The sequence below is a fragment of the Dermacoccus abyssi genome (assembly GCF_003515945.1).
In the GTDB taxonomy this organism is placed as follows: domain Bacteria; phylum Actinomycetota; class Actinomycetes; order Actinomycetales; family Dermatophilaceae; genus Dermacoccus; species Dermacoccus abyssi.
Genome location: NZ_QWLM01000020.1, coordinates 1 through 25,474 on the forward strand (window position 1 = coordinate 1; position 25,474 = coordinate 25,474).

The window sequence follows — 25,474 nt, forward strand, 5'->3', positions numbered from 1 at the left end:
CCCCCGCCCCCCGCCCCCGAGCAAATCTCGCCCTCTGAGGGCCGTCTCGTCACGAGCCGAACTGCGGGACCCACCCCGCTCTCCTGACATTCGGCAGGACGCCATCCGGGTCGTGATGGACGGTGAGGAAGCACTCCGGGCTGAAGAGTCCCTCGAGCGAAAGTCCGCGTGACGGCTCCTCGCACGCTGCACGATCGAGCAGGACGCCTTCCCGAGACGAGGTCACCGCACCGGGAGGGGCCGTCGTGTCGACGATGACTTCCACGTACTCCTTTCCCAACCAAACGAGTTCTCGGCGACTTGTCCACGGACCGTCCGGTGGAGGCCCCACCCACGTCGACCACGAGACCGTAGGCGGGCATCAGGACGCGGCGATCTCTGGGCCTGTGGCTGCTCCGAACCCGTACGGCGGAGCAGCGGTGATCTGACCGAAGACGGCTTCCGAGCTCCGGCACGTTTCCATGAAGGCGCGCTTGTGTCGTTCCGAGAGGTCCGCCCGAAGTCCTACCTGAAACACGGCAACCGGCGGTCCAGGGTCCAGAACCGGAGCGTCTTCGTATTCCTCGTCGTCAGCGAAGTCCGTGTCGAACGGGTCGTCGAACTCCACATCCTCTGTGAAGGTCTCGGGGAAGGAAACGTGTGCCACACCTCCACCCGCGAGCTCCAAGAAGAGAGAGCCCGAGCTCGCTTCTCGGACCTGGGACAGGATGCTTTCGGCATCGCCGACACGTGTCCGAAGTGGCTCGGACTCCCCAGCCCGCGCCGGGAAGAAGCCGAACCCCTCAGCACTGGCAACCTCGCACCAGCTCGACAGAAGGTTGTCGAGCTGTTCGGACACACAGACGAACTCCTTCTCGAACATGAAGCCATCAACGCCTTTCGCACACAGGAGAGGCGGCCTCCTGACGAGGAAGCCCTCTCCCTCAGTGTTCCAGGAGGGCGCCCGTTGCAGAGCCCCGAAGGCTACTTCTACCCTGCCGCGGCTTTCCGCAGCGACGGCGGCGCGATGCCGTGGTCGAAGAGGAGCGTGCGCGCCGCGTGCCAGCCGCACATGCCGTGAACGGCCGGGCCGGGCGCCGTCGCGCCGGAGCCGAGATAGACGCCGTCGAGCGGGGTACGCCAGGGCGCGGTCGACACCACGGGTCGCTTCACCATCTGCGCGACGCTCACCGCGCCGCCCGCGAAATCGCCCCCGGCGAAGTTGGGGCTCACCGCCTCGGCGAAGTCGGTGGCCCGCGTCGCGACGCTCGCGAGGACGAGGTCGGAGAAGCCCGGCGCGTACTCCTCGACGGCGCGTGTGACGAGGTCGGTGGCGTCGAGATTGCTGTCGTGAGGCACATGGAGGTAGGCCCAGAACGTCGCCTTCCCCTCGGGTGCTCGGGTGGAATCGACGACGCTCGGCTGCACCGCAAGGACGTACGGACGATCGGGCACCCAGCCGCGAGCGACCTGCCGTTCGGCTTGAGCGATCTCGGCGCGTGTTCCGCCGAGGTGGACGGTGGGCGCCTCGCCGAGACGGGCATCAGCCCACGGCACCGGCCCGGCGAGCGCGAAGTCGACCTTGCTCACGCCGCGCCCGTGCCGGTAGCGGCGCAGGGCCCGGGCGTACTTCGCGGGCAGGCGTTCCCCGGCGAGATCGAGGTAGGCGGGCACACCGACGTCGAGGACGCAGGCGTTGTACTCGTCGAGTTCGTCGAGGTCTGTCACCCCGCGATCGAGCACGATGCGTCCACCGTGCGCCTCGAGATCGGCCGCGAGAGCGTCGACGATGGCCTGCGAGCCGCCGACGGGAACGGGCCACCCGGCCGCGTGGGCCGTGGCAGCAAGGAGGAGCCCGCCGCCGGCGAGCGCCGGGCTGGGGTGTCGGCCGATGGCGTGAGCCGCGCAACCGGTGAGCATAGCGGGCGCGATCCCCTCCGCGAACCGGGCGTTCCAGGCGGGGGTGCCGGCCTCGGCGACGCGGGCGGCAAAGATCGTAGCGGCCACCGGGTCGCGCGGCACGCGAAGCAACGAGTTGAGCGTGAGATCGACCGTTCCGGCGAGGTGGTCGACGACCGGCGCGAGGAAGGCTCGGTACGCGCCGCCGTCACGGCCGATCGCGTCGGCGGCCCGGTCGAGATCGCGGTACCCGAAGCCGCTACGGCCGTCGGGCAGCGGGTGGGCGAACGACATCTCCGGGACGGCGATGTCGATGCGGTCGGCGAGCCCGAAGGACTGGAAGAAGGGGCTCGCGAGCGCCATCGGGTGCACCGCGCTCGCGAGGTCGTGGCGAAACCCTGGGAGGGTGATTTCGCGGGTGGCCGCTCCCCCGCCGAGCCAAGCGTTGCGTTCGAGGACGTCGACGGCGAGGCCGGCGCGCGCGAGCGTCACCGCGGCAGCGAGGCCGTTGGGCCCCGACCCGACGACGGCGACCCGGCTGATGCTCATGGCGTCAGGATGTCAGGTCGCGAGGGTGTTCAGCGGCGACGAATGATCTGGGTGGCGTCAGGGTCGTCGGGGTCGCTCGACTCCGGGGAGTACGGGCTCTCCGGGTCGAGGTGGCGGCGGGTCGGCATCGCGCGGGTGCGTCCGTCGTCGCCGCGCAGACTTCCGCGTGACGGCTGTGGTTGCGTCGCGGTGTAGCCGTCGTCCTCGTACCAGCGGGTCGAGTTGGGGCGGTCGTCGAAGTCGGAGAACTCGTCGTAGCGCACGGCGTCGGGCTCACCGCCACCGAGCGGGAGGTCGGCCTGGGCGGCGGGCGTCGCTGCTGCGGGTTCGCCGTACAGCGCAGCGTCCTTGCGCTCGCGACGGGCGCGCGCCTTGCCACGGAAGAAGCGGTGGATGCCGACGAGGAGCGCGAGCGCCCCACCGATGAGCAGCCCGATGGCGAGACCCGTCCAGTTGTCGACGACGTCCTGGCTCGAACAGCTGCGCTTGAGCTCGGGGTAGAGATCCTGGATCGTCTCGATCCCCGGTGGAAGCGCGAGGAGGAAGGCGATGCCGAGGAACTTGCGCCAGAAACCGTCGAGGAGCATGACGCCGACACCGGCGGGGAAGAACAGCCAGACATTCGGCGGCCGGGAGCCGGAGCTGAACCAGTAGTCACGGGCGAGCGGGCGCCAGATCGACCAATCGCACCCCGCCGCCGGGATCCCGAAGTAGTCGTTCTTGACCGGGCTCAGCGTGACGACGGCCGCGACGACGAGGCACCACACGACGAGCGCGAAACCGACTCGGTCGGCGTGCGAGCGGCGTCGGGCGAAGAGGAAGAAGGACACCAGCGCGAGGAATGCTCCGACGACGATGGCCGGGCCCGTCCACGGCAGGGCCTTGAGGATGAGGCGGAACTGTTCGAGCATGCGTTACGCCTCCTGGCCGTGCGTGTCGGGATGTTCACCCGGTTCCCGGGAGACAGGCCACGGTAGCAACGACGCGTGACCTTCCCGTTATGCGGCGCGCGGGGTGGGCGTCATCAATCACGCACGAGGGGCCGAAACCTTCCCTTCGTGTGCGCAAGCGGTCTGCTTGGACGCAAGAAGGGAAGGTTTCGACCCTTGTGGTGCGGGAGGCGTCAGACGCGGATGCTCGCGTCGAACGCGCCGAGCGCAGCCGTGGCGCCGGAACCCTCTGCGACGACGATCTGCTTGTAGGGCTCGGTCGTCGCGTCGCCGGCGGCGAAGATCGCCGGGTCGGACGTGCCGCCGCGGGCGTCGACGACGATCTCCTTGCGCTCGTTGAGCTCGACGACCCCGTCGAGGAACTCGGTGTTCGGCAGGAGACCGATCTGGACGAAGACGCCTTCGACGTCGAGCTTCTTCGTCTCCCCGCTCTCGCGGTCGGTGTACTCGAGGCCGGTGACGGCCTTGCCGTCGCCGAGAACCTCGGTCGTCGCAGCGGACATGACGATGTCGACGTTCGGCAGCGACTTCAGCTTGCGCTGCAACACCTCGTCGGCGCGCATGGTGTCGAGGAACTCGAGCACGGTGACGTGGCCGACGACGCCGGCGAGGTCGATGGCGGCCTCGACGCCGGAGTTACCGCCGCCGATGACGGCGACCTTCTTGCCCTTGAACAGGGGGCCGTCGCAGTGCGGGCAGAACGTGACGCCCTTGTTGCGGTACTCCTCTTCGCCGGGCACGTTCATGCGGCGCCAGCGGGCGCCGGTGGCGAGGATGAGCTGCTTGGCACGCAGGGTGGCGCCGGTCTCGGTCGTCACCTTCTTGAGGTCGCCGTCGTCCTCGATGCTGGCGACGCTCTGGCCCTTCATGACGTCGATCTCGTACTCGTGCAGGTGCTGGTCGAGCGCCGCGGCAAGCTTGGGGCCCTCGGTGTACGGCATCGAGATGAAGTTCTCGATGGCCATGGTGTCGAGCACCTGGCCGCCGATGCGGTCGGCGACGAGGCCGGTGGAGATGCCCTTGCGTGCGGTGTACACGGACGCGGCCACACCAGCGGGGCCACCGCCGACGACGAGGACGTCGAACGCGTCCTTGGCGCTGAGCTTCTCGGCGGCTTGGCGTCGGCGCCGGTGTCGAGCTTCGAGATGAAGTCCTCGATCGTCATGCGGCCCTGACCGAACACGTCGCCGTTGAGGTAGACCGTCGGCACGGCCTTGATGTCGCGCTCTTCGATCTCGTGCTGGAAGGCGCCGCCCTCGATGGCGATGTGGTGGATGTTCGGGTTGATGACGCTCATGGCGTTGAGCGCCTGCACGACGTCGGGGCAGTTCTGGCAGGAGAGCGACATGTACGTCTCGAAGCGGAACTCGCCTTCGATGTCGCGGATCTGCTGGGCCTGCTCGTCGCTGATCTTGACGGGGTGGCCGCCGACCTGGAGGAGTGCGAGCACGAGCGAGGTGAACTCGTGGCCGAGCGGCAGGCCCGCGAAGTGGACGCCGACGTCGGTGTCGCGGCGCGCGATTTCGAAGGAGGGGCGGCGCTCGTTTTCGTCGGTGCGCGAGTAGGAGACGAGGTCGTGGAGTGCCTCGATCTCCTTGAGGAGCTCTTCGGTCTGCTTGGACTTGTCGGAGTCGTCGAGGCTGGCGCGCAGTTCGACGGGCTCACGAAGGTTGCCGAGCAGCTGCTTGAGCTGGGCGGTCATGTTCTGGTCGAGAACGGCCATGGGGTGCCTCCTGGGAGTCGGACGGGCGTCGCTCGCACGTCACGACGTGAGGCGAGCGGGGAGTCGGGTCGGGAGTGGGAGTCGGCGAGAACCTGGGGGGCGTTCTCGCCGGCTTCCACCCGCGGCCCGGGGGACGGGGGGGTGGCGGCGGGCGCGGAAGGGGTGAGCGCGCCCGTCGTCACCGGCTTGGGGTGCGCGATGAGCGAGCCGCGAGGCTGAGAGCCCGAACTTGCGAGGGGTTCAGCCCCGCGGCTCCACGAATCGCAACGGTCAGATCTTGCCCACGAGGTCGAGCGAGGGGGCCAGCGTGTCTTCGCCCTCTTCCCACTTGGCGGGGCAGACCTCGCCCGGGTGGTTGCGGATGTACTGGGCGGCCTTGACCTTGCGGACGAGCTCGGCGGCGTTACGGCCGATGCCCTCGGAGGTGACCTCGGTGAACTGGATGACGCCGTCGGGGTCGACGAGGAAGGTGCCGCGGTTGGCGAGGCCCTCGTCTTCGCGCAGGATCTCGAAGTTGCGCGAGATCTGGAGCGTCGGGTCACCGATCATGGCGTAGTTGATCTTGCCGATCGTCTCGGACGAGCCGTGCCACGCCTTGTGCGTGAAGTGGGTGTCGGTGGAGACGGAGAAGACCTCGACGCCGAGCTTCTGCAGCTCGTCGTAGTAGTCGGCGAGGTCGCCGAGCTCGGTCGGGCAGACGAAGGTGAAATCGGCCGGGTAGAAGAAGAAGATGCTCCACTTGTCGGCGACGTCGGCCTCGGAGACCTCGACGAATTCGCCCTGCTTGAAAGCGGTGGCCTTGAACGGCTTGATGGTCGTGTTGATGAGCGACACGTCATGCTCCTTCGCGTTGGGGATCGGCGGCGAGCGTGGCGCCGCCGCAAGCATTCCTTAACTGGAATGACTCCATTTTAGCCTATCTGGTCGCCCTGTCCAACAGCGGGCCGCGTGAACATCGCGTGAACGACCCGCCCCCCTCGCGGCGCGCCCCGAGTTCTCAGGCCGACGGCTGTGTGCACATCTGCGATTCACGGTCACATTCGTTCGCGACGGCGTGGTCGAGTCGCGACCATCTTCACCGTCCGACCGTGGCAACCTGGGGCCATGACGACCCACGAGCACACCCACCCACTTCGCGGCGTCATGATCTTTGCGCGAGACCCTGAGACCTCATGCCGGTGGTACGCCGAGCGCGTCTTGCGCGTGGAATCTACTGCCGTGCAGTTTGATTCGGGGTTCTGGTTCGTCGAGGTCGATGGTGGGCGAGATCGGCTTCCACCCCGCCGACGTCGAGCGCAACCCGTTCGGTACCAGCGTCGTTGCCTACTTCGCGACGGACGGAGTCAGCACCCATCGCGAGGCGCTTCTCGATGCGGGAGCCGAGCATCATCGGGGGCCGCTCACGATCGGCGGCGGGCGCAGCATCTGCCAGCTCGTCGATCCGTTCGGCGGAGTCTTCGGCCTGGACGGCCCGCCCTGACGCCCAGCGCGTCCGAACATCGTCCGGAAACGCGTCAGGCACGACGCGTTCTCGGGCAATGAGCGCCGCACAACCGTTCACTGCAGGCCCTCACGATCGACGCGCCGTCGAGACACGGCTCAACCTTTCGTCACGCGATCCACGACAGGCTGAGCAGCGTCTGCACGACCTCCTCGACGGCGGCCGGGCGCGGCGGTGCGCCGTACGTCGCGACGTGCAGTTCTCGGCCCGCACCGACAACGGAGTGCGTGACGACGCCTGGGTTGCGGTGGCCCGCGAGCGCGAGTGCAGACAGCAACGTCACCCCGAAACCCGCTGCCACGAGAGCTTGTACGGCGACGACGTCGTCACTGGCGAAGCCGATGTCGGGCTCGATTCCGACGGAGGCGCACAGGTCGAGCAGCCCTGTGCGGCAGCGCTCGCAGCCCGCGATCCACCGGTCATCGGAGAACCTTCGCAGTTCTTCCGGCCGCAGGCCCGTCGCTTCCCTCTCGCCGGAGGCGCGCCCCTCCACGATCGTGCCGCCAACCGAACGAGACGGTTCGACGAGGTGCAACGCGTCCCACCCGAGGTGCTCAACGGTGACGTCGTCATCGAAGTGCTGCCCGGAATAGGCGAACGTGATGGCGACGTCGACCTGCCCCGAGCGCAGCAACGCGGCGGCTTCCGGCGGTTCGACCTCGACGATGTCGAACGTCAGACCAGGTGCCGTGTCGGCGAGCGTCGAGAGCAGCCGCGGCACGATCGTGCTGCAGGCAGAGGGGAAGGCCGCGAGGCGCACGTGCCCTGCGGCGAGCGTCGTCAAGGTGTCCAGTTCCGCCTCCGCGCGCCGCAACAGGCCGAGGATCTCCTCGCCGCGCGCCGCCAGACGCGCGCCGTCGGGCGTCAGTCGCACCCCGCGCCCGACGTGCTGCACAAGCACCGCACCAGTTTCCTCCTCGAGCCGACGCAGGTGGTGCGAGACCGTCGGTTGCCCACACCCGAGCGCGGTGGCGGCCGCGCTCACCGTTCCTTCCCGGGCGAGCGCGACGAGCGCTTCGAGGCGTTTCATCTCCACCTCCTCAATCTATCGGCGTCATCGATGCGATCAAGTGATTGCATGTATTGGACGGATGATTCGCCGTCGCGCACGCTGGAGGCATGACGATCCTGCCGCGGCCCACCCGCGAAACCGCCGCGCCGCATGACCTCGTGTCGGCCCCGCACATGCAGCCCATCGAGCCCACCCGCGCCGCACCTGCCACCGGCGACACCGGCTCGGCGACCCCGGTCGTCTCCTTCGACGGCGTCCTCGCCGCAGCCGAGGCCCTCGCTGCACACCTCGTGCCCACGCCGACGTGGCGGTACGCGGCACTGAGTGACGCGGTGGGCCGCGATGTCGTCGTCAAGCACGAGAACATGAACCCGACGGGCTCGTTCAAGGTGCGCGGGGGCCTGACACTCGCCGCCTCGCTCGGTGCCGACGAACGCCGCGCCGGGCTCGTCACCTGTTCCACCGGCAATCACGCCCAGTCGATCGCCTACGCCGCACGGGTCGCCGGGACGGGGGCACTCATCGTCATCCCGCACTCGGCGCCAAGTGTGAAGGTCGACGCCGTGCGCGCCCTCGGGGCTGAGGTCGTCCTCGAAGGTGAGCGACTGCCCGAGGCCGCGGCCCATGCCCGAACCCTCGCGGCCGAGCGCGGCATGCGCTTCGTCGACCCAGGCAACGAACCGGCGATGATCCACGGTCACGCCACGGTCTACCTCGAGCTGCTCCAGGCGCATCCGGAGATCGCGGAGGTCGTCATCCCGATCGGCAGCGGTTCCGGGGCCGCCGGCGCCTGCCTCGTGCGCGATGTCATCGCGCCGCACGTGCGGATCATCGGGGTTCAGGCGGTCGGCGCCTCTGCCGCCTACGAGTCGTGGGTCGGTGAGGCGGAAGTCTCCCAAGCGGCCAACACCCGCGTCAGCGGGTTGGCCACGGGATGCGGCTTCGCCACGCCGCAGAGCGTCCTGCGCGGCTCGCGCGGCACGGCAGGCGATGTCGGACTCGCCGCGTTCGAACTCGTGCCGGACGACGCCATCGACGACGCCGCGCACCTGCTCGCCACCCACGCCCACCTGCTCGCCGAGGGCGCCGCAGCTGCGTCACTCGCAGGGCTGCGTGCTCGTCAGAAGCGGGACGGGGAAGCGCAGGGCGGTTCGGTCGCCGTCGTCGTCACGGGTGGCAATGTCAGCACTGACGAGTGGAAGCGGCTCGCGAGCCGGTGACGCGTCCCTCGACGGAGCGCCCCAGGCCATGGGAGCGAAGATGCTCCCGTCGGTCAGCCGGCCTGCGTCCGGTAGGGGATGCGGCTCCACTCGAGGACTGCGGGTGAATCGGTCACACTCACCTTGAGCCAGCCCTTGTTGTTGTCCGAACCGTCCACCGTGATGCGGGTGAGGTTGTTCGCGCTGACCTTGACGCCGTAGAACGAGAGCCACCGCGAGCCGCTCGCCAGCGGCCGGTCGCTGGTGTAGACGTGCGAGTCCCCGTTGATGAGGTAGACGGGGCCATGGAACGCGTTCGACTGCTTGACGAGTTCGGCGACAAGTGGCGTGAACGCCGTGTTGTTCTCGTGCGGCACGTCGTACGTCGGGTCGAACATGTCCGCCTGGAGAGAGACCGCGACGGCGCGGGACTTGTGCTTCTTCGCGTCGGCGAACGTCGAGCGCAGCGCCGCCAGGTTGGTGTTCATCCGCGCCTTCTGCTCGGCAACCTGCGCGGGCGTCGCCGCCTTCTCGCCGATACCGGTCCACGGCACGAGGTCGTCGTTCGACCCGACGACGTGCAGCGCGGCGAAGCTCACCTTCGCCTTGCGCCACGTCACGATCTCCGGGAAGGCGCGGTTGACGCCGTCGATGTGCTGGGGGCGCCCGTTCGTCGTGTTGTTCTTCGCGAAAAACGTGGAACGGACGGCAGAGAGGCGCTCCAAGGGGTTGTACGAGCCGTTGTTAGGGCGGTGGCAGTCGGTCCACTCGTTGTCGCCGGGGGTGTAGACGAGCGGGTCGCGGAAACGGTCGAACTGCTTCTTGATCGAGGCGAAGTAGCTGTCGTCGCAGCGCGTCGAGCCGTTCTTGATGTCGCCGACGTGCTGAACGAGTCGCACGTCGGGGTCGGCGTTGATCTCGTCGACCCACTTCGGGAACGCCTCGATCTGCGCCTGGCCGTAGGGGACGTCACCGATGACGGCGAAGGTGTAGCCCGCATGATGCTTCGCGCCGTCAGAGGCCGCAACCGCCTGAGTGGGAGCCATGCCTGCGAGGCAGGCGAGAGCAGCAAGGGCGGCCGGGGTGCAATGTTTCACGTGAATCCTCCAAGTCAAGGTGCGGACAGCCCCTGCATCCCACGCCTCCGACCTGACGACGGCGAGTCGCCGGCGCGAACGGGACATGAACGACTCGGGCCATGGGAGCGAAACACCCTCGGTGGGAGCGCCGTTACGCTCACGAGGGTGTTTTGCTCGCCGTCGGCGACCGAGGCCCGCCGGACGGTCAGTCGACCTGGGTCAGGACGACTTCACCTCTCGCTTGTTGAGGCGGATGAATCCGATGACCATCGGAAGGACGAGCCACAGCACGTGCGCGACGGCGAACTTCGCCCACCCTTCGTTCGACATCGTGCCGTTGTAGAGCGGCTGCGTCGTGAGGTTGAGGTCGATCCACTCACCGACCGTGCGCATCGTCTCGCCGAACGACGTCACGATGCTCACGAGGATCGGGATGAACAGGTACGAACAGATCGCGGCCGGGGTGTTCTGGAAAGCCAGGCCGAATGCGATACCGATCGAGACCGCGATGAGCTGCGCCAGCACGTTGCCGCCCACGGCGCCCCACGACATCGTCCAGTTGGCGTCGTGACCGAACGCCGCCTGGGCGATGAGCGTCGTCGCTGCACCGATCGCGAACGCAAAGATGATGGAGAGGGCGCCGAACAGCAGGCCCACGGCCCACTTCGCGAGGACGACACGGGAGCGTCGCGGCTCGAGCGTGAACGTGACGAGCGCCGTGCGCTGCGACCACTCACTCGTCACGGTGAGGATGCCCAGGATCGGCAGTAGGAAGCCCATCGGGATGCCTGCGGCGGCAACGAAGTTGCCGAACTCCGGCGACGTCCGACGCCCGTTCACCATCACGGCGACGGACGCGATGATGATGAGGACGCCCATGGCGATGAGGAGCCACTTGCCGGCGCGCGTGTCGATCATCTTGCGCATCTCGACGGCGAAGAGGCGCCCGAAGGAGACCGGGGACGTGCGTCCCTCGTCACCGAGTCGGCTTGGCAGGCGTGATTGGGTCGGAGCGCCGCTGCCCTGCTGGGGGGTGAACTGCGCGCCCTGAGGAGCCTGCTGGGGCACCTGCGCGCCCGGGCCGCCCGCCATAGCGGGCTGCTGCTGCGGCGGGTAGTGCGCTCCGCCCTGCGGCTGGTTCGGGTTCATGGGGGTGCTCATCGCGCAACCTCTCGGGAGTCGGCGGCGGTCAGGTTGAGGAACATCTCTTCGAGGCCGGAGCCGCCGGCCTGGCCGAGCTGGACGAGGACGATGCCGTTCGCGGCAGCGACCTTGCCCACCTCGATGGGTTCGGCCGGCGTGTGGATGCCGGTCTGCGTGCGCTGCACGGGAATGTTCGCGGCCTGCAGCGCGGAGGCGAGGGCAGCGTCGTCGGTGCTGTGGGCGTTGGTGCCCGCACCGCGCAGCAGCTCCCGCTTCGTGCCCTGACGCACGATGCGGCCGCGGCCGATCATGACGAGGTCGTCGGCGATCTGCTCGACCTCGTGGAGCAGGTGGCTCGACAGGAGCACGGTGCCGCCACGCTCGGCGTAGGAGCGCAGGAGGCCACGCATCCAGCGGATACCGGCCGGGTCGAGGCCGTTGGCCGGCTCGTCGAGGATGAGCACCTCGGGGTCACCGAGCAGCGCGTGCCCGATGCCGAGGCGCTGACGCATACCGAGCGAGTAGTCGCCCACGCGACGCTTCGCCTCCGGCGGCGTGAGGCCGACGACGTCGAGAATTTCGTCGACGCGGTCGGTGCCGAGGCCCATCGTCTTGGCACCGAGCGTGAGCACCTCACGGCCGGTGCGTCCGGCGTGCTGAGCACTCGCGTCGAGCAGGACACCGACGTGGCGTCCAGGGTTCGTCAGTTCGTCGTACTTCTTTCCCAGGATGGTGGCGTGGCCGCTCGTGGGCGGCGTCAGCCCCGTCATCATGCGCATGCACGTCGACTTACCGGCACCGTTCGGGCCGAGGAAGCCGGTGACTCGGCCCGGCTCGGCCTTGAAGGTGACGTTGTCGACGGCCACGGTTCCCCCGTAGCTCTTGGTCAACGCCTCTACTGTGATCATGCTTCAAACCCTAGGCGCCTGACACTGCGTGAGACCTGAGGGACATCCCCCATTTCGACCCTTCGTCGAAAATTCATCCTCAGGGTGGACACGGCGTCATCCTCAGGGTGGACCCGCGACGGCGCTCGCCGATCTTTGAGTACGAGAGTGACTCCCCCGTCACGCTCATACCCAAAGACGAAACAATGTTTCGCATGGTCGACTCCTCGCTCACCGAGAACGAACGCTTCGTCGAAGTGGACTTCTACGACACCGATCTCGACGGCCGACGCTTCATCTCCTGCCGCTTCAACGGCTGCGACTTCACGGAGAAGACGATGGCCGCCACGGTGTTCGAAGGGTGCGCGTTCTTCAACTGTCGGTTCAACGACGCGCAGCTCGAGCAGGTCGCGTTCACCGGGTGCACGTTGAGCGACTGCGGGTTCTTCATGGCGACGCTCGCCGGGTGCAAGCTCTCGGGTTCGACGTTCGCCGACTGCTCGTGGACCCACGCCGTCGTCCGCGGTGGGCAGTGGCCGATGGTGACGATGCGCCAGGCGAAGCTCGACGGGCTCGACCTGTCGGACGTGCGCTTGGCCGAGGCCGATCTCAGCGAGTCGTCACTCAAGCGCGTCGTCTTCGACGACGCCGACCTCACCGGCGCGACGCTGCGCGGCTGCGACCTGCGCGAGGCGGACCTGCGCGGCGCGAGGGTCGACAGCGTCAACCTCGCCGGGGCCCGCTTCGGCAGCACACGGATGGACGTCGACGGAGCGCTGGCCGTCGCGGTGGCGCAGGGCATCGTCATCGGTTGAGAGACGACGCCCTGGACACACGTCGTCGCACGAGCGGACGTTCCACGTGCGACGACAGTGCTCACTCAGTGCGTCGGGAAGCCCAGGTCGACCTGGCTCTCGGTCGGCTCCGGCCAGCGCGACGTGACGACCTTGCGGCGCGTGTAGAAGTTGAACGCCTCGGGGCCGTACATGTGTGTGTCGCCGAAGAGCGACTTCTTCCAGCCGCCGAAGCTGAACGAGCCGACCGGCACGGGGATGGGCACGTTGACGCCCACCATGCCCACCTCGATGGCGTACTCGAACTCACGCGCGCTCTTGCCGTCACGCGTGAAGATGGCGACGCCGTTGGCAAACTGGTTGTCGTTGACGAGCTTCACGGCCTCCTCGAAGGTGTCGACGCGCACGACCGACAGCACGGGCCCGAAGATCTCCTCGTCGTAGACCTTCATGCCGGGCCGCACGTTGTCGACGAGGCTCGTGCCGATGAAGAAGCCGTCGCCGTCGAAGGTCTTATCGCGGCCGTCGACGACGACCGTGGCCCCCTCACCGGCGGCGCCCCCGACGTAGGAGGCGACGCGGTCACGCGCCTCGGCGGTGATGAGGGGGCCCATTTCCGAGGCTTCGTCGGTGCCGTCGCCGATGGTGAGCTTCTTCATGCGCTCGGCGATCTTCTCGACGAGCGGGTCGGCCACCTCGCCGACGGCGACGAGGACGGAGACCGCCATGCAGCGCTCGCCCGCGGAACCGTACGCGGCGGAGACGGCGGCGTCAGCGGCGCCGTCGAGTTCGGCGTCGGGCATGACGACCATGTGGTTCTTCGCGCCGCCGAGTGCCTGAACCCGCTTGCCCTTGCCCGCTGCTCGCTCGTAGACGTACTGGGCGATGGGGGTGGAGCCGACGAAGGAGACGGCCGCGACGTCGTCGTGGTCGAGGATGCCGTCGACGGCTTCCTTGTCACCGTTGACGACGTTGAGCACGCCGTCGGGAAGACCGGCTTCGCTGAACGCCTCGGCTAGCCAGAGGGCCGCTGAGGGGTCGCGCTCGCTCGGCTTGAGGATGACGGTGTTGCCGGCGGCTATCGCCGTCGTCACCATCCACAGCGGCACCATGGCGGGGAAGTTGAAGGGCGTGATGCACGCGACGACGCCGACGGGCTGGCGCACGGAGTGAACGTCGACGCCTGTCGAGATCTGCTCGGAGTAGTCGCCCTTGAGGTGGTGCATGAGGCCGGCGCAGAACTCGACGTTCTCGAGGCCGCGCGTCACCTCGCCGGCGGCGTCGGAGACGACCTTGCCGTGCTCACTCGTGATGATGCGGGCGAGTTCGTCGCTGCGCGCCGTGATGATCTCGCGGAGCTTGAACATGACGGGGGTGCGTTTCGTCAGACCCGTGTCGCGCCAGCCGGGCAGCGCGGCGCGGGCGGCCGCGACGGCCGTGTCGAGTTCGCCGGGCGACGCGAGCGCCACCCGTCCGGTGACCTGGCCGGTGGCGGGGTTGAACACGTCGCCCTCGCGACCCGATTCCCCTGCGACCCGTGGTCCGTTGATCCAGTGCCCGATCTGCGTGACGTCTGCCATGTGAGCGCCCCCTTCCTCGTCGTTTCGACCCTATGACGGGGCAGTGCGGGCGCGGGGCGAGCGCAGCGACCGAAATCCGCGTCGTCCGGGCGCCAGCGCGCCGAGGGGCTCCCCCGTAGGCTGGCCGCGATGTCCCACCAGAGCGAGCCCGACGCCATGCCTGCCGCGAACACCCCTCCTGCTGCACCAAGCGCTGCCCGCGAGGTGCTGCAACGCGTGTGGGGGTACGACGACTTCCGCGGTGATCAGGCGGCCGTCGTCGACGAGCTCATCGCCGGGCGCGACGCTCTCGTTCTCATGCCGACCGGTGGCGGCAAATCGCTGTGCTACCAGATGCCTTCGCTCGTGCGGGAGGGGACGGGCGTCGTCATCTCGCCGCTCATCGCGCTCATGGCCGACCAGGTGGACGCCCTCTCGGCCCTCGGTGTGCGCGCCGGCTTCCTCAACTCGACGCAGCTGCCCAACGAGCGGGCGGCCACCGAGCAGGCCCTCCTCGCGGGCGAGCTCGACCTGCTCTATCTCGCGCCCGAGCGACTCCTCGTGCCCGAGACGCAGCGGCTGCTCGACAACGCGCGCATCGCCCTGTTCGCCATCGACGAGGCGCACTGCGTGTCGCAGTGGGGCCACGACTTCCGGCCCGATTACCTGCGGCTGTCGATGCTGCACGAGCGCTGGCCCGGCGTGCCGCGCGTCGCCCTCACCGCCACGGCCACCGACGCCACGCGCCGCGAGATCGCGACCCGCCTCGAGCTCGAGGACGCGCGGCACTTCGTTGCCGACTTCGACCGGCCGAACATCACGTACCGCATCGTCGCGAAGGATTCGCCGCAGCAGCAGCTCCTCGCGTTCCTGCAGGCGGAGCACGCGGGAGACTCCGGCATCGTCTACTGCCTTTCGCGGGCGTCGGTGGAGAAAACGGCGGCGTTCCTCGAGAGCAAGGGCATCCCGGCCCTGCCGTACCACGCGGGCCTCGATCGCCAGGTGCGCGCGGCCAATCAGTCGCGCTTCCTGCGCGAGGACGGCCTCGTCATGGTGGCGACGATCGCCTTCGGCATGGGGATCGACAAGCCCGACGTGCGGTTCGTCGCCCACCTCGACCTGCCGAAGTCGGTGGAGGGCTACTACCAGGAGACGGGGCGCGCGGGACGTGATGGCCAGCCGTCGACGGCGTGGCTCACGTACGGGCTCGCCGACGTCGTGCAGCAGCGCAAAATGATCGCGGCGAGTGACGGCGACGCCGCGCACCAGCGCAACCTGGGGCGCCACCTCGACGCAATGCTGGCGCTCTGCGAGACCGTCACCTGCCGACGCGAGCAGTTGCTCGCCTACTTCGGGCAGCCGGATACCGGCCCGTGCGGCAACTGCGACACCTGCCTCGAACCGCCGAAGACGTGGGACGGCACTATTCCGGCACAGAAGCTGCTGTCGACGGTCGTCAGGCTCGACCGACGCGGGCAGCGTTACGGCTCAGGCCATCTCATCGACATCCTGCTCGGGCGCGAGACAGAGCGTGTGGTGAAACTCGGCCACACCGACCTCACGACATTCGGTATCGGCACCGAACTCGAGGAGCGTGGGTGGCGCGGCGTCGTTCGGCAACTGCTGGCGGCGGGCCTGCTCGACGTCGAGGGCGACTACGGGATGCTCGGGCTGACGGAGGCGTCGGGCACGGTGTTGCGCGGGGAGCGTCAGCTCGCGATGCGCACGGAGCCGGAGCGACGCAAGACCCGATCGAGCTCCGGTGGTGGCAAGAGTGCGAAGGCGACTGCCGATCTGACGGGCGCCGAGGCGGAACTGTTCGAGCAACTGCGCGCGTGGCGCGCCGCCACGGCGAAGGAGCAGGGCGTGCCCGCGTACGTCGTGTTCCACGACGCCACGCTGCGGGCCATCGCGACAGCGGCTCCGACGACGATCGACGAACTCGGAAGGCTCAGCGGCGTGGGAGCCGCGAAGCTCGACCGCTACGGTCCGGGCGTGCTCGAGACGGTGGCATCCGCAGGAGGATGACGGACGCTTTCGACTCAGGCCTGCGCTGCTGTTTTCGCCGCCTCCCAGCTCCCGAAGTGCTGACGGACGGCAGCGCCGCTCGGGCGCTTCGCGCCTGCTGCGGTCCGCTCCTTCGCCCACACGATGTACTGCGCGAACGAGTCCGACGTCACGGATCGGTTGTCGCCATCCGCTGCAGCGTCAAGGAATTCGGCGACAGCGGAACGGTAGTCGTCGTCGCTGAACGAGCCGGTTCCACGGGTTCGGCCCGAGTTCGTCGTGAGGCCGAGGCTCGTCATGGCCGTACTCCACGAGCCGTTGCCCAGGCGCTTCATGAGGGTCTGCGATGTCGGCGGCCAGATCGCAACGCCCGGTTTCGCGACAATGCGCTTCTCTGCAAGGTAGTCGGCCCGAGCCGAGTCGTACTGCGCGGCCGACAGCGAACGCTCCCCCGGCGTCGGCGACTGCCCGACGGCGCGCTCGTGAAGGAGGCGATAAGCCGCCTCGGGGGTCTCGTCACCGTCTGCATTCACCGTGCCATTGTGCGCCGCCCGCCCACGATGCGGAGCGCTCGCCCCGCACGACCGCGGCCGCCCGCAACTCCACCCGTGCGGGCGTTGGCGTGCCCCGCACTGTCCAATTACGTTGGAGACATGGCAAAGATCGCTTTTCTCACCGCATCCGAAGGCATCGAAAAGGTCGAGCTGACCGAGCCCTGGAAGGGCGTCACCGACGCCGGTTTCACCGCCGAACTGCTCTCCCTCGAGAGCGGCGAGGTCCAGCTGTTCAACCACCTCGACAAGGCTGACACGCAGAAGGTCGACATCGAGGTGTCGAAGGCGAACGTCGACGACTACGCCGCGCTCGTGCTGCCCGGCGGCGTCGCCAACCCTGACGCGCTGCGCCTCGACGAGGACGCCGTCACCTTCGTCAAGAACTTCGTGGCGTCGGGCAAGCCGGTCGCCGCGATCTGTCACGCACCGTGGGTGCTCGTCGAGGCCGACGTCGTGCGCGGCAAGCGCCTCGCGTCGTTCCCGAGCGTGCAGACCGACATCCGCAACGCCGGCGGCGAGTGGGTCGACGAGACGGTCGTCGTCGACGGCAACCTCATCACGAGCCGCAACCCCGACGACCTGCCCGCGTTCAACAAGGCCATCCTCGACGCGGTCAAGGCATAGACCTGACTCCAGCTGCGAACACTGACGACGTCGGTGCCACCCGCTACTGTCGCGGTGTGTGCATCGACGTCGTCGTTTTCGACCTCGACGGCACTCTCGTCGACCACGAGGGCGCCGTCGTTCGTGCGCTGCACGACTGGCTCCCCCGTATCGGAGTAGCCCCCGACGCGGTACCCCCGCTCGTCAGCACTTGGTTCGCCACCGAGGAGCGGCACTTCGCCTCATGGCGCTCCGGCGAGATCAGTTTCGCCGAGCAACGCCGTCGGCGACTGCGCGACGTGCTTCCCCTCATCGGACGCTCCGTCCCCGACGACGCCGAGTTGGATCGGATCTTCGAGGACTTCCTCCACGCCTACGAGCGCGGATGGCGCGCTTTCGACGATGCCATCCCCTGCCTCGACACCCTTGCCGCCCACGACCTCCGCCTCGCCGTCCTCACCAATGGCACGCAAACCCAGCAGACGGAAAAGCTGCGACGCACGGGCCTCGACGGTTACGTGGAGCGCGTCTTCACCGCCGAAGGTCTTGGCGTCGCCAAGCCGCGGCCTGAGGTCTACCTCCGGGTCTGTGCTGCGCTGGGGGTGGAGCCGTCACACACGCTCCACGTCGGCGATCACCCCGACCTTGACGTGCGCGCTCCGCGAGAGGTGGGCCTGCAGGTGCTTCATCTCGACCGCCATGACACCCATCTCGAGTCGCCACGCATCAGCACCTTGCGCGATCTCCCGAGGCTTCTGGATGGTCAGTCGAAAATCGCCGGGACGGCGTTGAACTGAAGCATTGGCGCGAGCAGGACGCCGGGTGGCGGGGTGCGCAGTTCGGCCTCGGTGAACCAGCGCAGCTCGTCGATCTCCGCCGCGACGGCAGGCACCTGCGTCAGGACGCCGCGGTAGGTGAAGACGTGCGACTCCAGCGCGTGGCCGGGCTCGTTGGCGGCGTCCGACGAGAAGCGGCCGAGGGCGTCGAGGTCGTCCGGCGTGACATCGAGCTCCAGCTCCTCGTCCACCTCGCGCGCCGCCGTGTCGATGAACTCCTCGCCCGCCTCCGGCTTCCCGCCGGGCAGCATGAACCGCTCCGTCCCGCGCTTGCGGACGGTCAAGACGCGCCCCTCGGCGTCCCGAAAGACGACGGCGGCAACCCGGATCAACAGCGAATTCGAGGACATGCACCGAGGCTATCCGGCACAGTGAAACCCATGGCCGAGCGTCCTTCCACCCCGTACCGTCCCTCCGCAGCCGAACGCGCCGAGCGTCGCGCCTTCGAAGCGCTCCTCGCGCTCCCGAAGTCGGCGCGCAAACGCGCCGCAGGGCGCCCACACGTCGTCGACGGCGGCGCCCTCGACCCCGACATCGCGACCGGCCTCAAGGTGCTCGGCCGCGTCGGCGGCAAGGAACTCGACGAGCGCACCGTCGACGACGCCCGCACCGCCCTTGCCGCCGAATCCTGGATGTTCGCAGGCGAACCCGCCGACGTGGCGTCGGTCGAGCAGGTGACGATCGACGGCGCAGCGCACGGCGCTGACGGCGACATCCCGGCTTTCCTCTACCGCCCGAACCCCAGCCCCGTCACCGTCGTGGGCAAGCACGCCGACGCCGCCCGCACTCCCGGCACAGCCCGTCCCTGCGTCGTCTACTTCCACGGCGGCGGCTGGGTGCTCGGATCAGCGCAGACCCACGACGCCGTGGCCCGCGCCCTGTGCGCCGACGGCGAGGTCATCGTCCTCAACGTCGACTACCGCCGCGCCCCCGAACACGTCTTCCCCGCCGCGGTCGACGACGCCGTCGCCGCCTTCCGGTGGGCCCACGCCAACGCCGAACGCCTCGGCATCGACCCGGAGCGCATCGCCGTGGCGGGCGACTCCGCGGGCGGCAACCTCTCCGCCGTCGTCGCCCAGGAAACGACGCGCCACGGTGGCCCAAAGCCCGCCCTGCAGATGCTCTTCGTGCCCGTCACCGACCTCACGCTGCCGCGCTCCGACAGCTACGAGCGCTTCTCCAGCGGCTACTTCCTCACCCGCGCCAACATGGACTGGTACGAGGCCACCTACCTCACCGGCAGCCCGACGCTCGGTGGGAGCAGCGACGTCGATATCGACGCTCTGCGCGCCGACCCCCGCGTCTCCCCGCTGCGCGCCACCGACCTCGACGCGCTCGTCGCCGCGGGCCTTCCCCCGGCCTACGTCGCGGTGGCCGGGTTCGACCCGCTGCGTGACGAGGGCATCGCCTACGCGCGGATGCTCGAGCGCGCCGGCGTCGCGACCACCCTGCGGGTCCACACCGACGCCGTGCACCCGTTCATCAACATCCTCGCCACGGATCTCGGGCGCCGCTGCATGGCCGAAGCCGTTGGCGCGATGCGGACGGCGCTCGGCGTCGACCCCGCCTGAGCTACCACCTCCCTGGGCAGACTTTCCTGCCGTTGGGTCGTCACAGACACTGCCCAACCGCAGGGAAGTCTGCCCAACCCGTTTCTCGGACGCTCCGCGGCCAGGGGGCATCACCCCAGAGTGAGAACGGTTTTCATTATGAGTTAGTGTTCCATCCATGAACACCACAACGCATCTGCGCGCACTCGCCCTGACGGCCACCGCAGCCGTCGCCCTCCCCGCCTGCGGCAACTCGACCTCGTCCGCCGGGTCGTCGAAAACCTCGACGCCGTCATCGACCACCGCGACGGCGCCCGTCGGCAGCAACGAGAAGGAGGCCGCCACCGTCAACCCGCGCGTGCTCCTCTCGCACGACCAGGGCCTCACGCTGCTCGACGCCGAGACCGGCAAGACGCTCAAGGAGACGAAGAAGCCTGGCTTCCTGCGCCTGTCGAACGCCGGGGACGGTCGGCACGTCATGGTGAGCGACGCCGACGTCTTCCGCGTCTTCGACATGGGAATCAGCAGCCAGCCGCACGACGACCCCAAGCACAACTACACGTACGAGCCCGGCCTCGCCGAGCGGACGTTTGCCGCGCCGAAGGCCGGCCACGTCGTGCCACACGCCGGCAAGGTGTCGCTGTTCTCCGACGGCGCGGGCACGATCCAGACGCTATTTGAATGTTGGACAAACCCTACGGAGGGCAGGTGTTTCACGCGGTTCGCGGCGCGACCTACTCACCGGTGTCGATCGGATTGTGATGATTTCTTCCCTATGCTTTGCGGGTGGTCGCGCGCAGCGATCCGAAGTGGGGTCACTCCGCCCGTCGACGCTGAACTGTGCGCCTTTGCGGCCCTCGACGGCCGAGGCGCGATTCCTCCCGGACGCGACACGCCGACGCCGGTTTGCACGAACATCCAGCGTTCGTAAACTCGGTGGTATATGGGTGAGGACGAGCCGTACTGGTACGACGACGAATACGACGATGAGTCCGAGAACGAAGAGGCTGATCGTTCCCGTCAGCGCGCCTTCGTGGGGGTCGTGACGGCTGCCGTCGTCGGCTCCGTGGCTCTCGTGGGGGCCACCCTCTTCGCGAAACAGTTCGAGGGTGGCCGCAACAGCGACGAACTGCCCGGCTCTGTGGCTTCCTCGACGTCTGAGCCGTCGAGTTCTTCCTCGTCGACGAGTTCGCCGAGTTCTTCGAGCAGTTCGAGTTCCTCGTCGACCTCTTTGGCAACCAGTTACGACTCGGCGGCGGCCAAGGCTGCCGCAGAGCGTGCAGCAGCCGTTGAACGCGCCCGCAAGGCAGCGACAGCCCGCGCTGCAGCCGAGGCGCGGGCGTCGGCCTCCGCGAAGGCCAAGGCCAAGGCGAGTGCGTCGAAGAGCTCCAAGTCCTCCAGCGCGTCCAAGAGCTCGAGTTCGTCGAAGTCCAGTTCCAGCACGAGTTCGACCACGCCCAAGCCGACCTCGCCTAAGCCCACCACTCCCAAACCGACGACGCCGAAGCCTCCGTCTCCGACGAACACCTTCACCACTCAGCCGGAGCCGACGCCTCCGCCCGCGCCGTCGACCCCGCCTCCGGCCGCGCCGGAGGGCGCTCCCGCGTCATAACGCGTCAGGGGCTGAGCTTGCGGCCGTTGCCGTCGCGCACGGAGCCCGTCCACATGAGGATGGCGTCGACGAACGCCCACAGCGACAGGCCCATGAGAACGAGGAAGCCGATGCCGAAGATGAGCGTCACCATGCCGAAAAGCCACATGCCGAGCTGAATCGCGCCGACCGTCGTGTCACCGATGTAGAACCGCCCGACGCCGAGCCACCCGAGAAAGAACTGCAGAAGACCTGCGGCAACCTTCGACTTGTCCGACAGCGGCTCACCCGTGTACGGATCGACACGCCCCTGCCAGGGGCCGTCGAAACCGGCCGCGCCCGGCACGAAGCCCGGGGTCGGATGGGCCCGGAACACATTGGGCGTCGCCTGCGGCGGGTACGGACACGGCTGATGCGCGGGGTAACCGTCCGCGTACGGAGTGGAGCCGCTCGAATACCCGTACGGCGTCTGAGGCTGCGAGGGCGGCACCGGGCCCGACGACATGCGCGTGGGCTCGTCGTACACGGACCGGTCGTCGTCCCAGCCGCTCGTCTCCCACCCCTGGTTGCTCATGCTTCATGCTGGCACACGCCGGTGACAAAGGGTCCGAAGTTGTCCACAGGGGGATGAGACGAGCGGCGACCCGGACTACCGGATCGCCGCTCGCCGTAGACGCTTTCGCGCCGAGAGGTCAGTCGCGCAACGCGCTGATCACACTCGTGATGACGAGCGCGATTCCCGCGATGAGACAGAGCGTCAGGCCCCAACCGCTGCCGGCGCTGAACGAGGCCTGATCACCCAAGGACGACATCTGGTCCTTGAGATCGGCCAGGTCGGAGCGCACGTCGAACCAGTCGTAGATGGCAACGGCCGACGCGACGAGACCCATCGCGACAGCACCCCACATGACCGGCTTGCGCACTCGCCCGATGGCGCGCAGCACACCGAGCGCGAGGGCGATGAGGGCCGGAATGAGGATGATCCAGCCGTCGGTGACCTTCTCCTGATCCGCGCCCGTGGAGCGCCCCTCAGGAGCGTTCGACGACTCCATGCCCAGGCCGTTCGTCGAGGCGGTGAAGTCGCCGGTCATGGGGTGACCCACCTTGACGAAGACCCAGGTGCCGAAGCAGCCAATGATGGCGAGGAGGGCCGTGGCGACGACCCCCCAACCCATGGTGCGTCCGATGCCGGCCTTCGGCTTCGCCTTCGTGTCGGTCGTCGCGAACGATCCGTTCTGTCCGAACTGACCGTACTGCTGCTGGTTGTTCTGGCCGGCGAAACCGTGACCGGCGGCGGGCTGGCTGTTCCACTGCTGGTTGCTGCCCGGTGCGCTGGACGAATGCTGCGCGCCCTGCGACGCGTAACCACCGCTGGGGTAGTTACCCTGCGGCTGCGAGCCGTAGCCCTGGCCCGGCTGGTTCTGGCCGAACTGGCCCGGCTGACCCTGCTGGTTCGGCTGACCGCTCGGGTAGCCACCCTGCGACGGGTACTGCTGCTGGGGGGCCTGGCCCGGCACCGGCGGGTACTGCCCGGGGCCACCCTGAGGCTGCTGGCCGTTGTACCCCTGCTGCCCCTGGCCGTACTGGCCCGGCTGACCGCCGTTCTGCTGGTTCTGCCAGGTCTGCGCCGGACCCTGCTGGTTCTGGCCCTGGTGCGCCGCCTGGGTGGGCTGCTCGTCCCAGTTGCCGTTGTTGTTCGACATCTCTCGTCCCCTCCCGAAACCCGTGGTGTATCGATCGGTACAAAACCAGCCCCGACTCCCACCTCAGGACGACGCTAATGCGTTCCGCGCCGTAACTTTCGGGTCACGCCGGTTCGTCGTCGCGCTCGTCGCCGATGAGTCGACGCCCCTAGCTGCTGAAAACCCCCACCGAACTGTCCACTTACGTCGCTTCGGAGCATCCAGGACGTCACCGGAGGGGCGTTCTTCGGAACCACAAGGCCGCTGACGGGGTCAAAGGGGCATGAGACGCACACAGTCACTGACGTTACGAGCCGGAGCAACCGGGTTGCTCGCCCTCCTCGCGGCCTGTTCGCAACCGGAGCCGTGTGCGTGCAGCGTCGCCCCGATCAGCGACTCGCTCATGCCCGTGGGCGTGGCGTCGCCGCAGGAGCCCGGGCAGGGGACGGTCAGACCGTCAACTCTCGTCGAGGGCGACACCCGGATCACCGACATCGTGTGGGACGAGTGGGGGGCGGAGAACATCACGGCTCGCGGCACGATCGATGGCCGTCGCGTCACGTTGCGTCTGGTCGCCGCGCACTGCGCGGGCCGCGACCGCTACGTGGCACTCACCTATGGGACGTCTGACGAGTTCGACAAGGGCGGGACGACCACGCTGAGGATGTGCGAAGACCCGCCGTCCACGCCTGGCTCACCGACGTCGACGGACTCCCCGACGACGTAAGGCACTCAGATCGTCAGGGTGCCGCGGGCGAAGGCACCCAGGATGCGCTCGTGCGTCTGGCGGGGCAGGGCTCGTGATCCCGGTTCGCCGTTCGGTGTTCCCGGACGCGCGGGCGCGGTGGCGAGCAGGTCGTCGAGTCCGGCACGCGCCACCATGAGCAGCCCGTGCGTCGCGCGGGTGCATGTGACGGCGAGGCGGCCGAACGCCGAGTTGAACTCGTCGAGTTTGCTCGCGCCCGAGAGCGGGTGGATGGCGACCGTGATGCCGTTCGTCTGCCCCTGCCAGGAGTCGACCGTCGAGGCCATGACTGCGCCCTCGGGCAGTTCGTAGCGACGCGTGAGGCGTTCGACGACGTCACTCATGTCGTCGACGGCCTGGTTGCGAGTTGCGAGCAGCGCGATGAGCGGGTCGCCCCCGAAGTCGTCGATGGTGTCGGTGCGCTCTCCCGTCGGTGACCCGTCAGGGCCGTAGGTGGCGCTGCGCAGTTCGAAGCCGTCGGCCACCAACTCGTCGAGGAGGGCCTCGATCGCCGCCACGAGCGGAACGTCGATGTCGGCGGCCTCCGCCTCGGGAAGGCCGTCGATCTCGAGGAGCGTCGGACGGCCGGTGCCGAGTTGGCGCCACACGTCGTCGGACGCAGCGCGCACCGGCATCAGCGCGTCGACGAGTTCGGGGCCGCCGATCTCCTCGCCGAAGGTCGGCTCATCGGCGCCTTCCCTCGCGCATACGCCCGCGACGATCGACCGATCGCCAGGCGCTGCAACGCAGTTCAGTTCGGCCCAGTCGGGGTAGAACGCCTGCCAGAGCCCCAGCTGCTCACCCGTGGGACGCCAGACGGCGGGCAGCTCACGCACCCACGTGACCCCGTCACGCTCGGCGTCGAGTCGTCGCGCCGTGATGCCGACGTACGACTCCGGCCATGCGCGGTACGGGTTGTAACCCGAGTCGCCGCGCCAGGGGTTGGCCGAGGAGTCGAGGGGCGGCAGCTGCCCGACGTCGCCGACGCCGACGTGAAGTTTCGACAACCACGAGACGCGGTCGAAGAGATGCTCCGCGAGTTGCCACGCCTCGTCGACGAAAAGGACGTCGAACAGCGGTTCGTGACGCGCGAGGTCGCGGCTCGTCTTCCACGCATAACCGCGCATGCCCATCATCGCGGCGGTGGCGAGGATGACCGGTGTCTCGAGATCGAGCTCACCCGAACTGACGATGGTGCACCGCTCCGCGAGGTGGGGCGGCAGGGTGTCGCGGTCGATCGAGTTACTCATGACGAGCGCGACGTTCTCGGCGCCGAGATCCTGGCCCAGCGACTCCGCGAGCGACCACAGCTGCTTGTTCGTGAACGCCGTGATGCCCACGGCGCGGCCGGTCGGTGTGCGCCCTTCGCCGAGGGCGCTCGCCTCAGCCACCATGCGCTTGAGAACGAACGACTTGCCCGCGCCCGCAGCGGCTTTGAGCAGGATGCGTCGGGCGGCCGGAGCCGCGTCGTCACCCTCGGGGTCGTAGGAGCGGAGGGCGTCGTCGACCGCCGCGAGCGCCGCGTGCAGTTCGGCCACGGCGTCAGCGGCCACGGCGGCGTTCGAGGCCGCGGCACTCGCGTGGTGCTGCGCGTTCTCAACGGGGGTGGGCGTGGTGAAGGTGAGAGCCATG

The 25,474-nt window shown here is 68.6% G+C and carries 25 protein-coding genes and 2 pseudogenes; 9 read left to right on the plus strand and 18 right to left on the minus strand.

Annotation, left to right across the window (positions count from 1 at the left end):
• Positions 1–49: 49 nt before the first annotated feature.
• From D1832_RS13295 to ahpC, 7 genes and pseudogenes are all read right to left on the minus strand, one after another.
• Positions 50–265 carry a hypothetical protein gene (locus D1832_RS13295; protein ID WP_118914717.1) on the minus strand — a complete coding sequence of 72 codons (216 nt, stop codon included), beginning with the start codon at positions 263–265 and terminating at the stop codon, positions 50–52.
• Between the two features lie 96 nt (positions 266–361).
• Positions 362–862, minus strand: a complete 501-nt coding sequence (locus tag D1832_RS13300) for a hypothetical protein (protein WP_118914719.1) — start codon at positions 860–862, stop codon at positions 362–364.
• A gap of 107 nt (positions 863–969) precedes the next feature.
• Positions 970–2,427 carry a phytoene desaturase family protein gene (locus D1832_RS13305; protein ID WP_118914721.1) on the minus strand — a complete coding sequence of 486 codons (1,458 nt, stop codon included), beginning with the start codon at positions 2,425–2,427 and terminating at the stop codon, positions 970–972.
• A gap of 29 nt (positions 2,428–2,456) precedes the next feature.
• The gene (locus D1832_RS13310; protein ID WP_118914722.1) at positions 2,457–3,338 is read right to left on the minus strand and encodes a hypothetical protein; all 882 of its coding nucleotides are present in this window, start codon (positions 3,336–3,338) and stop codon (positions 2,457–2,459) included.
• Positions 3,339–3,550: 212 nt separating this feature from the next.
• Positions 3,551–4,438 (minus strand): annotated as a pseudogene (locus tag D1832_RS16335) (FAD-dependent oxidoreductase); the annotation flags it as partial.
• Between the two features lie 134 nt (positions 4,439–4,572).
• A pseudogene (locus D1832_RS16340) lies at positions 4,573–5,100 on the minus strand (alkyl hydroperoxide reductase subunit F); the annotation flags it as partial.
• A gap of 270 nt (positions 5,101–5,370) precedes the next feature.
• Complete coding sequence (gene ahpC / locus D1832_RS13320) at positions 5,371–5,934, minus strand: alkyl hydroperoxide reductase subunit C (RefSeq protein ID WP_047311193.1); 564 nt, start codon at positions 5,932–5,934, stop codon at positions 5,371–5,373.
• A 421-nt stretch (positions 5,935–6,355) separates the two neighbouring features.
• Between ahpC and D1832_RS13325 the strand changes: the two genes are divergently transcribed.
• The gene (locus tag D1832_RS13325) at positions 6,356–6,580 is read left to right on the plus strand and encodes a VOC family protein (RefSeq protein ID WP_206609407.1); all 225 of its coding nucleotides are present in this window, start codon (positions 6,356–6,358) and stop codon (positions 6,578–6,580) included.
• Positions 6,581–6,710: 130 nt separating this feature from the next.
• On the opposite strand, the gene D1832_RS13330 is transcribed toward D1832_RS13325, so the two are convergent.
• Positions 6,711–7,631 (minus strand): LysR family transcriptional regulator, encoded by a 921-nt coding sequence (locus D1832_RS13330; protein ID WP_118914785.1) that lies wholly within the window; start codon positions 7,629–7,631, stop codon positions 6,711–6,713.
• 89 nt (positions 7,632–7,720) lie between these two features.
• On the opposite strand from D1832_RS13330, the gene D1832_RS13335 reads away from it, so the two are divergent.
• On the plus strand, positions 7,721–8,833 hold the full coding sequence (locus D1832_RS13335) for a threonine ammonia-lyase (RefSeq protein WP_241511017.1): 1,113 nt from the start codon (positions 7,721–7,723) through the stop codon (positions 8,831–8,833).
• 53 nt (positions 8,834–8,886) lie between these two features.
• Here the strand turns inward: D1832_RS13335 and D1832_RS13340 are convergent, their stop codons facing one another.
• The 3 genes from D1832_RS13340 to D1832_RS13350 form a co-directional block, all read right to left on the minus strand.
• The gene (locus D1832_RS13340; protein WP_241511018.1) at positions 8,887–9,858 is read right to left on the minus strand and encodes a metallophosphoesterase; all 972 of its coding nucleotides are present in this window, start codon (positions 9,856–9,858) and stop codon (positions 8,887–8,889) included.
• Positions 9,859–10,110: 252 nt separating this feature from the next.
• A complete protein-coding gene (locus tag D1832_RS13345) occupies positions 10,111–11,052 on the minus strand; it encodes an ABC transporter permease (RefSeq protein ID WP_118914726.1) in 942 nt (313 codons plus the stop codon).
• Positions 11,049–11,942, minus strand: a complete 894-nt coding sequence (locus D1832_RS13350; RefSeq protein WP_118914727.1) for an ABC transporter ATP-binding protein — start codon at positions 11,940–11,942, stop codon at positions 11,049–11,051. The genes D1832_RS13345 and D1832_RS13350 overlap by 4 nt, the downstream gene beginning before the upstream one ends.
• 194 nt (positions 11,943–12,136) lie before the next feature.
• Between D1832_RS13350 and D1832_RS13355 the strand changes: the two genes are divergently transcribed.
• The gene (locus D1832_RS13355; protein ID WP_182434795.1) at positions 12,137–12,736 is read left to right on the plus strand and encodes a pentapeptide repeat-containing protein; all 600 of its coding nucleotides are present in this window, start codon (positions 12,137–12,139) and stop codon (positions 12,734–12,736) included.
• A 65-nt stretch (positions 12,737–12,801) separates the two neighbouring features.
• Here D1832_RS13355 and D1832_RS13360 read toward each other — a convergent pair whose 3' ends face one another.
• On the minus strand, positions 12,802–14,295 hold the full coding sequence (locus D1832_RS13360) for a CoA-acylating methylmalonate-semialdehyde dehydrogenase (protein ID WP_118914731.1): 1,494 nt from the start codon (positions 14,293–14,295) through the stop codon (positions 12,802–12,804).
• 129 nt (positions 14,296–14,424) lie between these two features.
• Here D1832_RS13360 and recQ point away from each other — a divergent pair, with 129 nt between their 5' ends.
• Complete coding sequence (gene recQ / locus D1832_RS13365) at positions 14,425–16,302, plus strand: DNA helicase RecQ (protein ID WP_415557364.1); 1,878 nt, start codon at positions 14,425–14,427, stop codon at positions 16,300–16,302.
• Between the two features lie 14 nt (positions 16,303–16,316).
• On the opposite strand, the gene D1832_RS13370 is transcribed toward recQ, so the two are convergent.
• A complete protein-coding gene (locus D1832_RS13370) occupies positions 16,317–16,814 on the minus strand; it encodes a hypothetical protein (protein ID WP_118914733.1) in 498 nt (165 codons plus the stop codon).
• A gap of 120 nt (positions 16,815–16,934) precedes the next feature.
• On the opposite strand from D1832_RS13370, the gene D1832_RS13375 reads away from it, so the two are divergent.
• Positions 16,935–17,459: a type 1 glutamine amidotransferase domain-containing protein gene (locus D1832_RS13375; RefSeq protein WP_118914735.1), complete on the plus strand. Its 525-nt coding sequence runs from the start codon at positions 16,935–16,937 to the stop codon at positions 17,457–17,459.
• Positions 17,460–17,515: 56 nt separating this feature from the next.
• Positions 17,516–18,235, plus strand: a complete 720-nt coding sequence (locus tag D1832_RS13380) for an HAD family hydrolase (RefSeq protein WP_206609408.1) — start codon at positions 17,516–17,518, stop codon at positions 18,233–18,235.
• Here D1832_RS13380 and D1832_RS13385 read toward each other — a convergent pair.
• A complete protein-coding gene (locus tag D1832_RS13385) occupies positions 18,202–18,624 on the minus strand; it encodes an NUDIX hydrolase (protein ID WP_118914737.1) in 423 nt (140 codons plus the stop codon). The two genes, D1832_RS13380 and D1832_RS13385, sit on opposite strands and share 34 nt — an antisense overlap.
• A 30-nt stretch (positions 18,625–18,654) precedes the next feature.
• Between D1832_RS13385 and D1832_RS13390 the strand changes: the two genes are divergently transcribed.
• Entirely contained in the window at positions 18,655–19,845 is a 1,191-nt protein-coding gene (locus D1832_RS13390; protein ID WP_118914739.1) for an alpha/beta hydrolase, read from the plus strand.
• A 157-nt stretch (positions 19,846–20,002) separates the two neighbouring features.
• Positions 20,003–20,755 (plus strand): hypothetical protein, encoded by a 753-nt coding sequence (locus D1832_RS13395; RefSeq protein ID WP_118914741.1) that lies wholly within the window; start codon positions 20,003–20,005, stop codon positions 20,753–20,755.
• Positions 20,756–21,066: 311 nt separating this feature from the next.
• Here the strand turns inward: D1832_RS13395 and D1832_RS15165 are convergent, their stop codons facing one another.
• The 3 genes from D1832_RS15165 to D1832_RS15410 form a co-directional block, all read right to left on the minus strand.
• The gene (locus D1832_RS15165; RefSeq protein WP_147362716.1) at positions 21,067–21,360 is read right to left on the minus strand and encodes a hypothetical protein; all 294 of its coding nucleotides are present in this window, start codon (positions 21,358–21,360) and stop codon (positions 21,067–21,069) included.
• 80 nt (positions 21,361–21,440) lie between these two features.
• The gene (locus D1832_RS13405; RefSeq protein WP_118914744.1) at positions 21,441–21,989 is read right to left on the minus strand and encodes a TM2 domain-containing protein; all 549 of its coding nucleotides are present in this window, start codon (positions 21,987–21,989) and stop codon (positions 21,441–21,443) included.
• Positions 21,990–22,107: 118 nt separating this feature from the next.
• Positions 22,108–23,118, minus strand: coding sequence for a hypothetical protein (locus tag D1832_RS15410; RefSeq protein ID WP_182434796.1), 1,011 nt, complete (start codon positions 23,116–23,118; stop codon positions 22,108–22,110).
• Positions 23,119–23,380: 262 nt separating this feature from the next.
• On the opposite strand from D1832_RS15410, the gene D1832_RS13415 reads away from it, so the two are divergent.
• On the plus strand, positions 23,381–23,824 hold the full coding sequence (locus D1832_RS13415; RefSeq protein WP_147362717.1) for a hypothetical protein: 444 nt from the start codon (positions 23,381–23,383) through the stop codon (positions 23,822–23,824).
• 5 nt (positions 23,825–23,829) lie between these two features.
• Here D1832_RS13415 and D1832_RS13420 read toward each other — a convergent pair whose 3' ends face one another.
• On the minus strand, positions 23,830–25,473 hold the full coding sequence (locus tag D1832_RS13420; protein WP_118914747.1) for an AAA family ATPase: 1,644 nt from the start codon (positions 25,471–25,473) through the stop codon (positions 23,830–23,832).
• Between the last annotated feature and the right edge of the window lies 1 nt (position 25,474).

Bases quoted from the DNA above. Each gene is read 5' to 3' on its own strand.
- D1832_RS13300 (WP_118914719.1), bottom strand. From the start codon at position 862: ATGTTCGAGAAGGAGTTCGTCTGTGTGTCCGAACAGCTCGACAACCTT.
- D1832_RS13305 (WP_118914721.1), bottom strand. From the start codon at position 2,427: ATGAGCATCAGCCGGGTCGCCGTCGTCGGGTCGGGGCCCAACGGCCTC.
- D1832_RS13310 (WP_118914722.1), bottom strand. From the start codon at position 3,338: ATGCTCGAACAGTTCCGCCTCATCCTCAAGGCCCTGCCGTGGACGGGC.
- D1832_RS13325 (WP_206609407.1), top strand. From the start codon at position 6,356: ATGGTGGGCGAGATCGGCTTCCACCCCGCCGACGTCGAGCGCAACCCG.
- D1832_RS13330 (WP_118914785.1), bottom strand. From the start codon at position 7,631: ATGAAACGCCTCGAAGCGCTCGTCGCGCTCGCCCGGGAAGGAACGGTG.
- D1832_RS13335 (WP_241511017.1), top strand. From the start codon at position 7,721: ATGACGATCCTGCCGCGGCCCACCCGCGAAACCGCCGCGCCGCATGAC.
- D1832_RS13340 (WP_241511018.1), bottom strand. From the start codon at position 9,858: ATGGCTCCCACTCAGGCGGTTGCGGCCTCTGACGGCGCGAAGCATCAT.
- D1832_RS13345 (WP_118914726.1), bottom strand. From the start codon at position 11,052: ATGAGCACCCCCATGAACCCGAACCAGCCGCAGGGCGGAGCGCACTAC.
- D1832_RS13350 (WP_118914727.1), bottom strand. From the start codon at position 11,942: ATGATCACAGTAGAGGCGTTGACCAAGAGCTACGGGGGAACCGTGGCC.
- D1832_RS13355 (WP_182434795.1), top strand. From the start codon at position 12,137: ATGGTCGACTCCTCGCTCACCGAGAACGAACGCTTCGTCGAAGTGGAC.
- D1832_RS13360 (WP_118914731.1), bottom strand. From the start codon at position 14,295: ATGGCAGACGTCACGCAGATCGGGCACTGGATCAACGGACCACGGGTC.
- recQ (WP_415557364.1), top strand. From the start codon at position 14,425: ATGTCCCACCAGAGCGAGCCCGACGCCATGCCTGCCGCGAACACCCCT.
- D1832_RS13375 (WP_118914735.1), top strand. From the start codon at position 16,935: ATGGCAAAGATCGCTTTTCTCACCGCATCCGAAGGCATCGAAAAGGTC.
- D1832_RS13385 (WP_118914737.1), bottom strand. From the start codon at position 18,624: ATGTCCTCGAATTCGCTGTTGATCCGGGTTGCCGCCGTCGTCTTTCGG.
- D1832_RS13390 (WP_118914739.1), top strand. From the start codon at position 18,655: ATGGCCGAGCGTCCTTCCACCCCGTACCGTCCCTCCGCAGCCGAACGC.
- D1832_RS13395 (WP_118914741.1), top strand. From the start codon at position 20,003: ATGAACACCACAACGCATCTGCGCGCACTCGCCCTGACGGCCACCGCA.
- D1832_RS13405 (WP_118914744.1), bottom strand. From the start codon at position 21,989: ATGAGCAACCAGGGGTGGGAGACGAGCGGCTGGGACGACGACCGGTCC.
- D1832_RS15410 (WP_182434796.1), bottom strand. From the start codon at position 23,118: ATGTCGAACAACAACGGCAACTGGGACGAGCAGCCCACCCAGGCGGCG.
- D1832_RS13415 (WP_147362717.1), top strand. From the start codon at position 23,381: ATGAGACGCACACAGTCACTGACGTTACGAGCCGGAGCAACCGGGTTG.
- D1832_RS13420 (WP_118914747.1), bottom strand. From the start codon at position 25,473: ATGGCTCTCACCTTCACCACGCCCACCCCCGTTGAGAACGCGCAGCAC.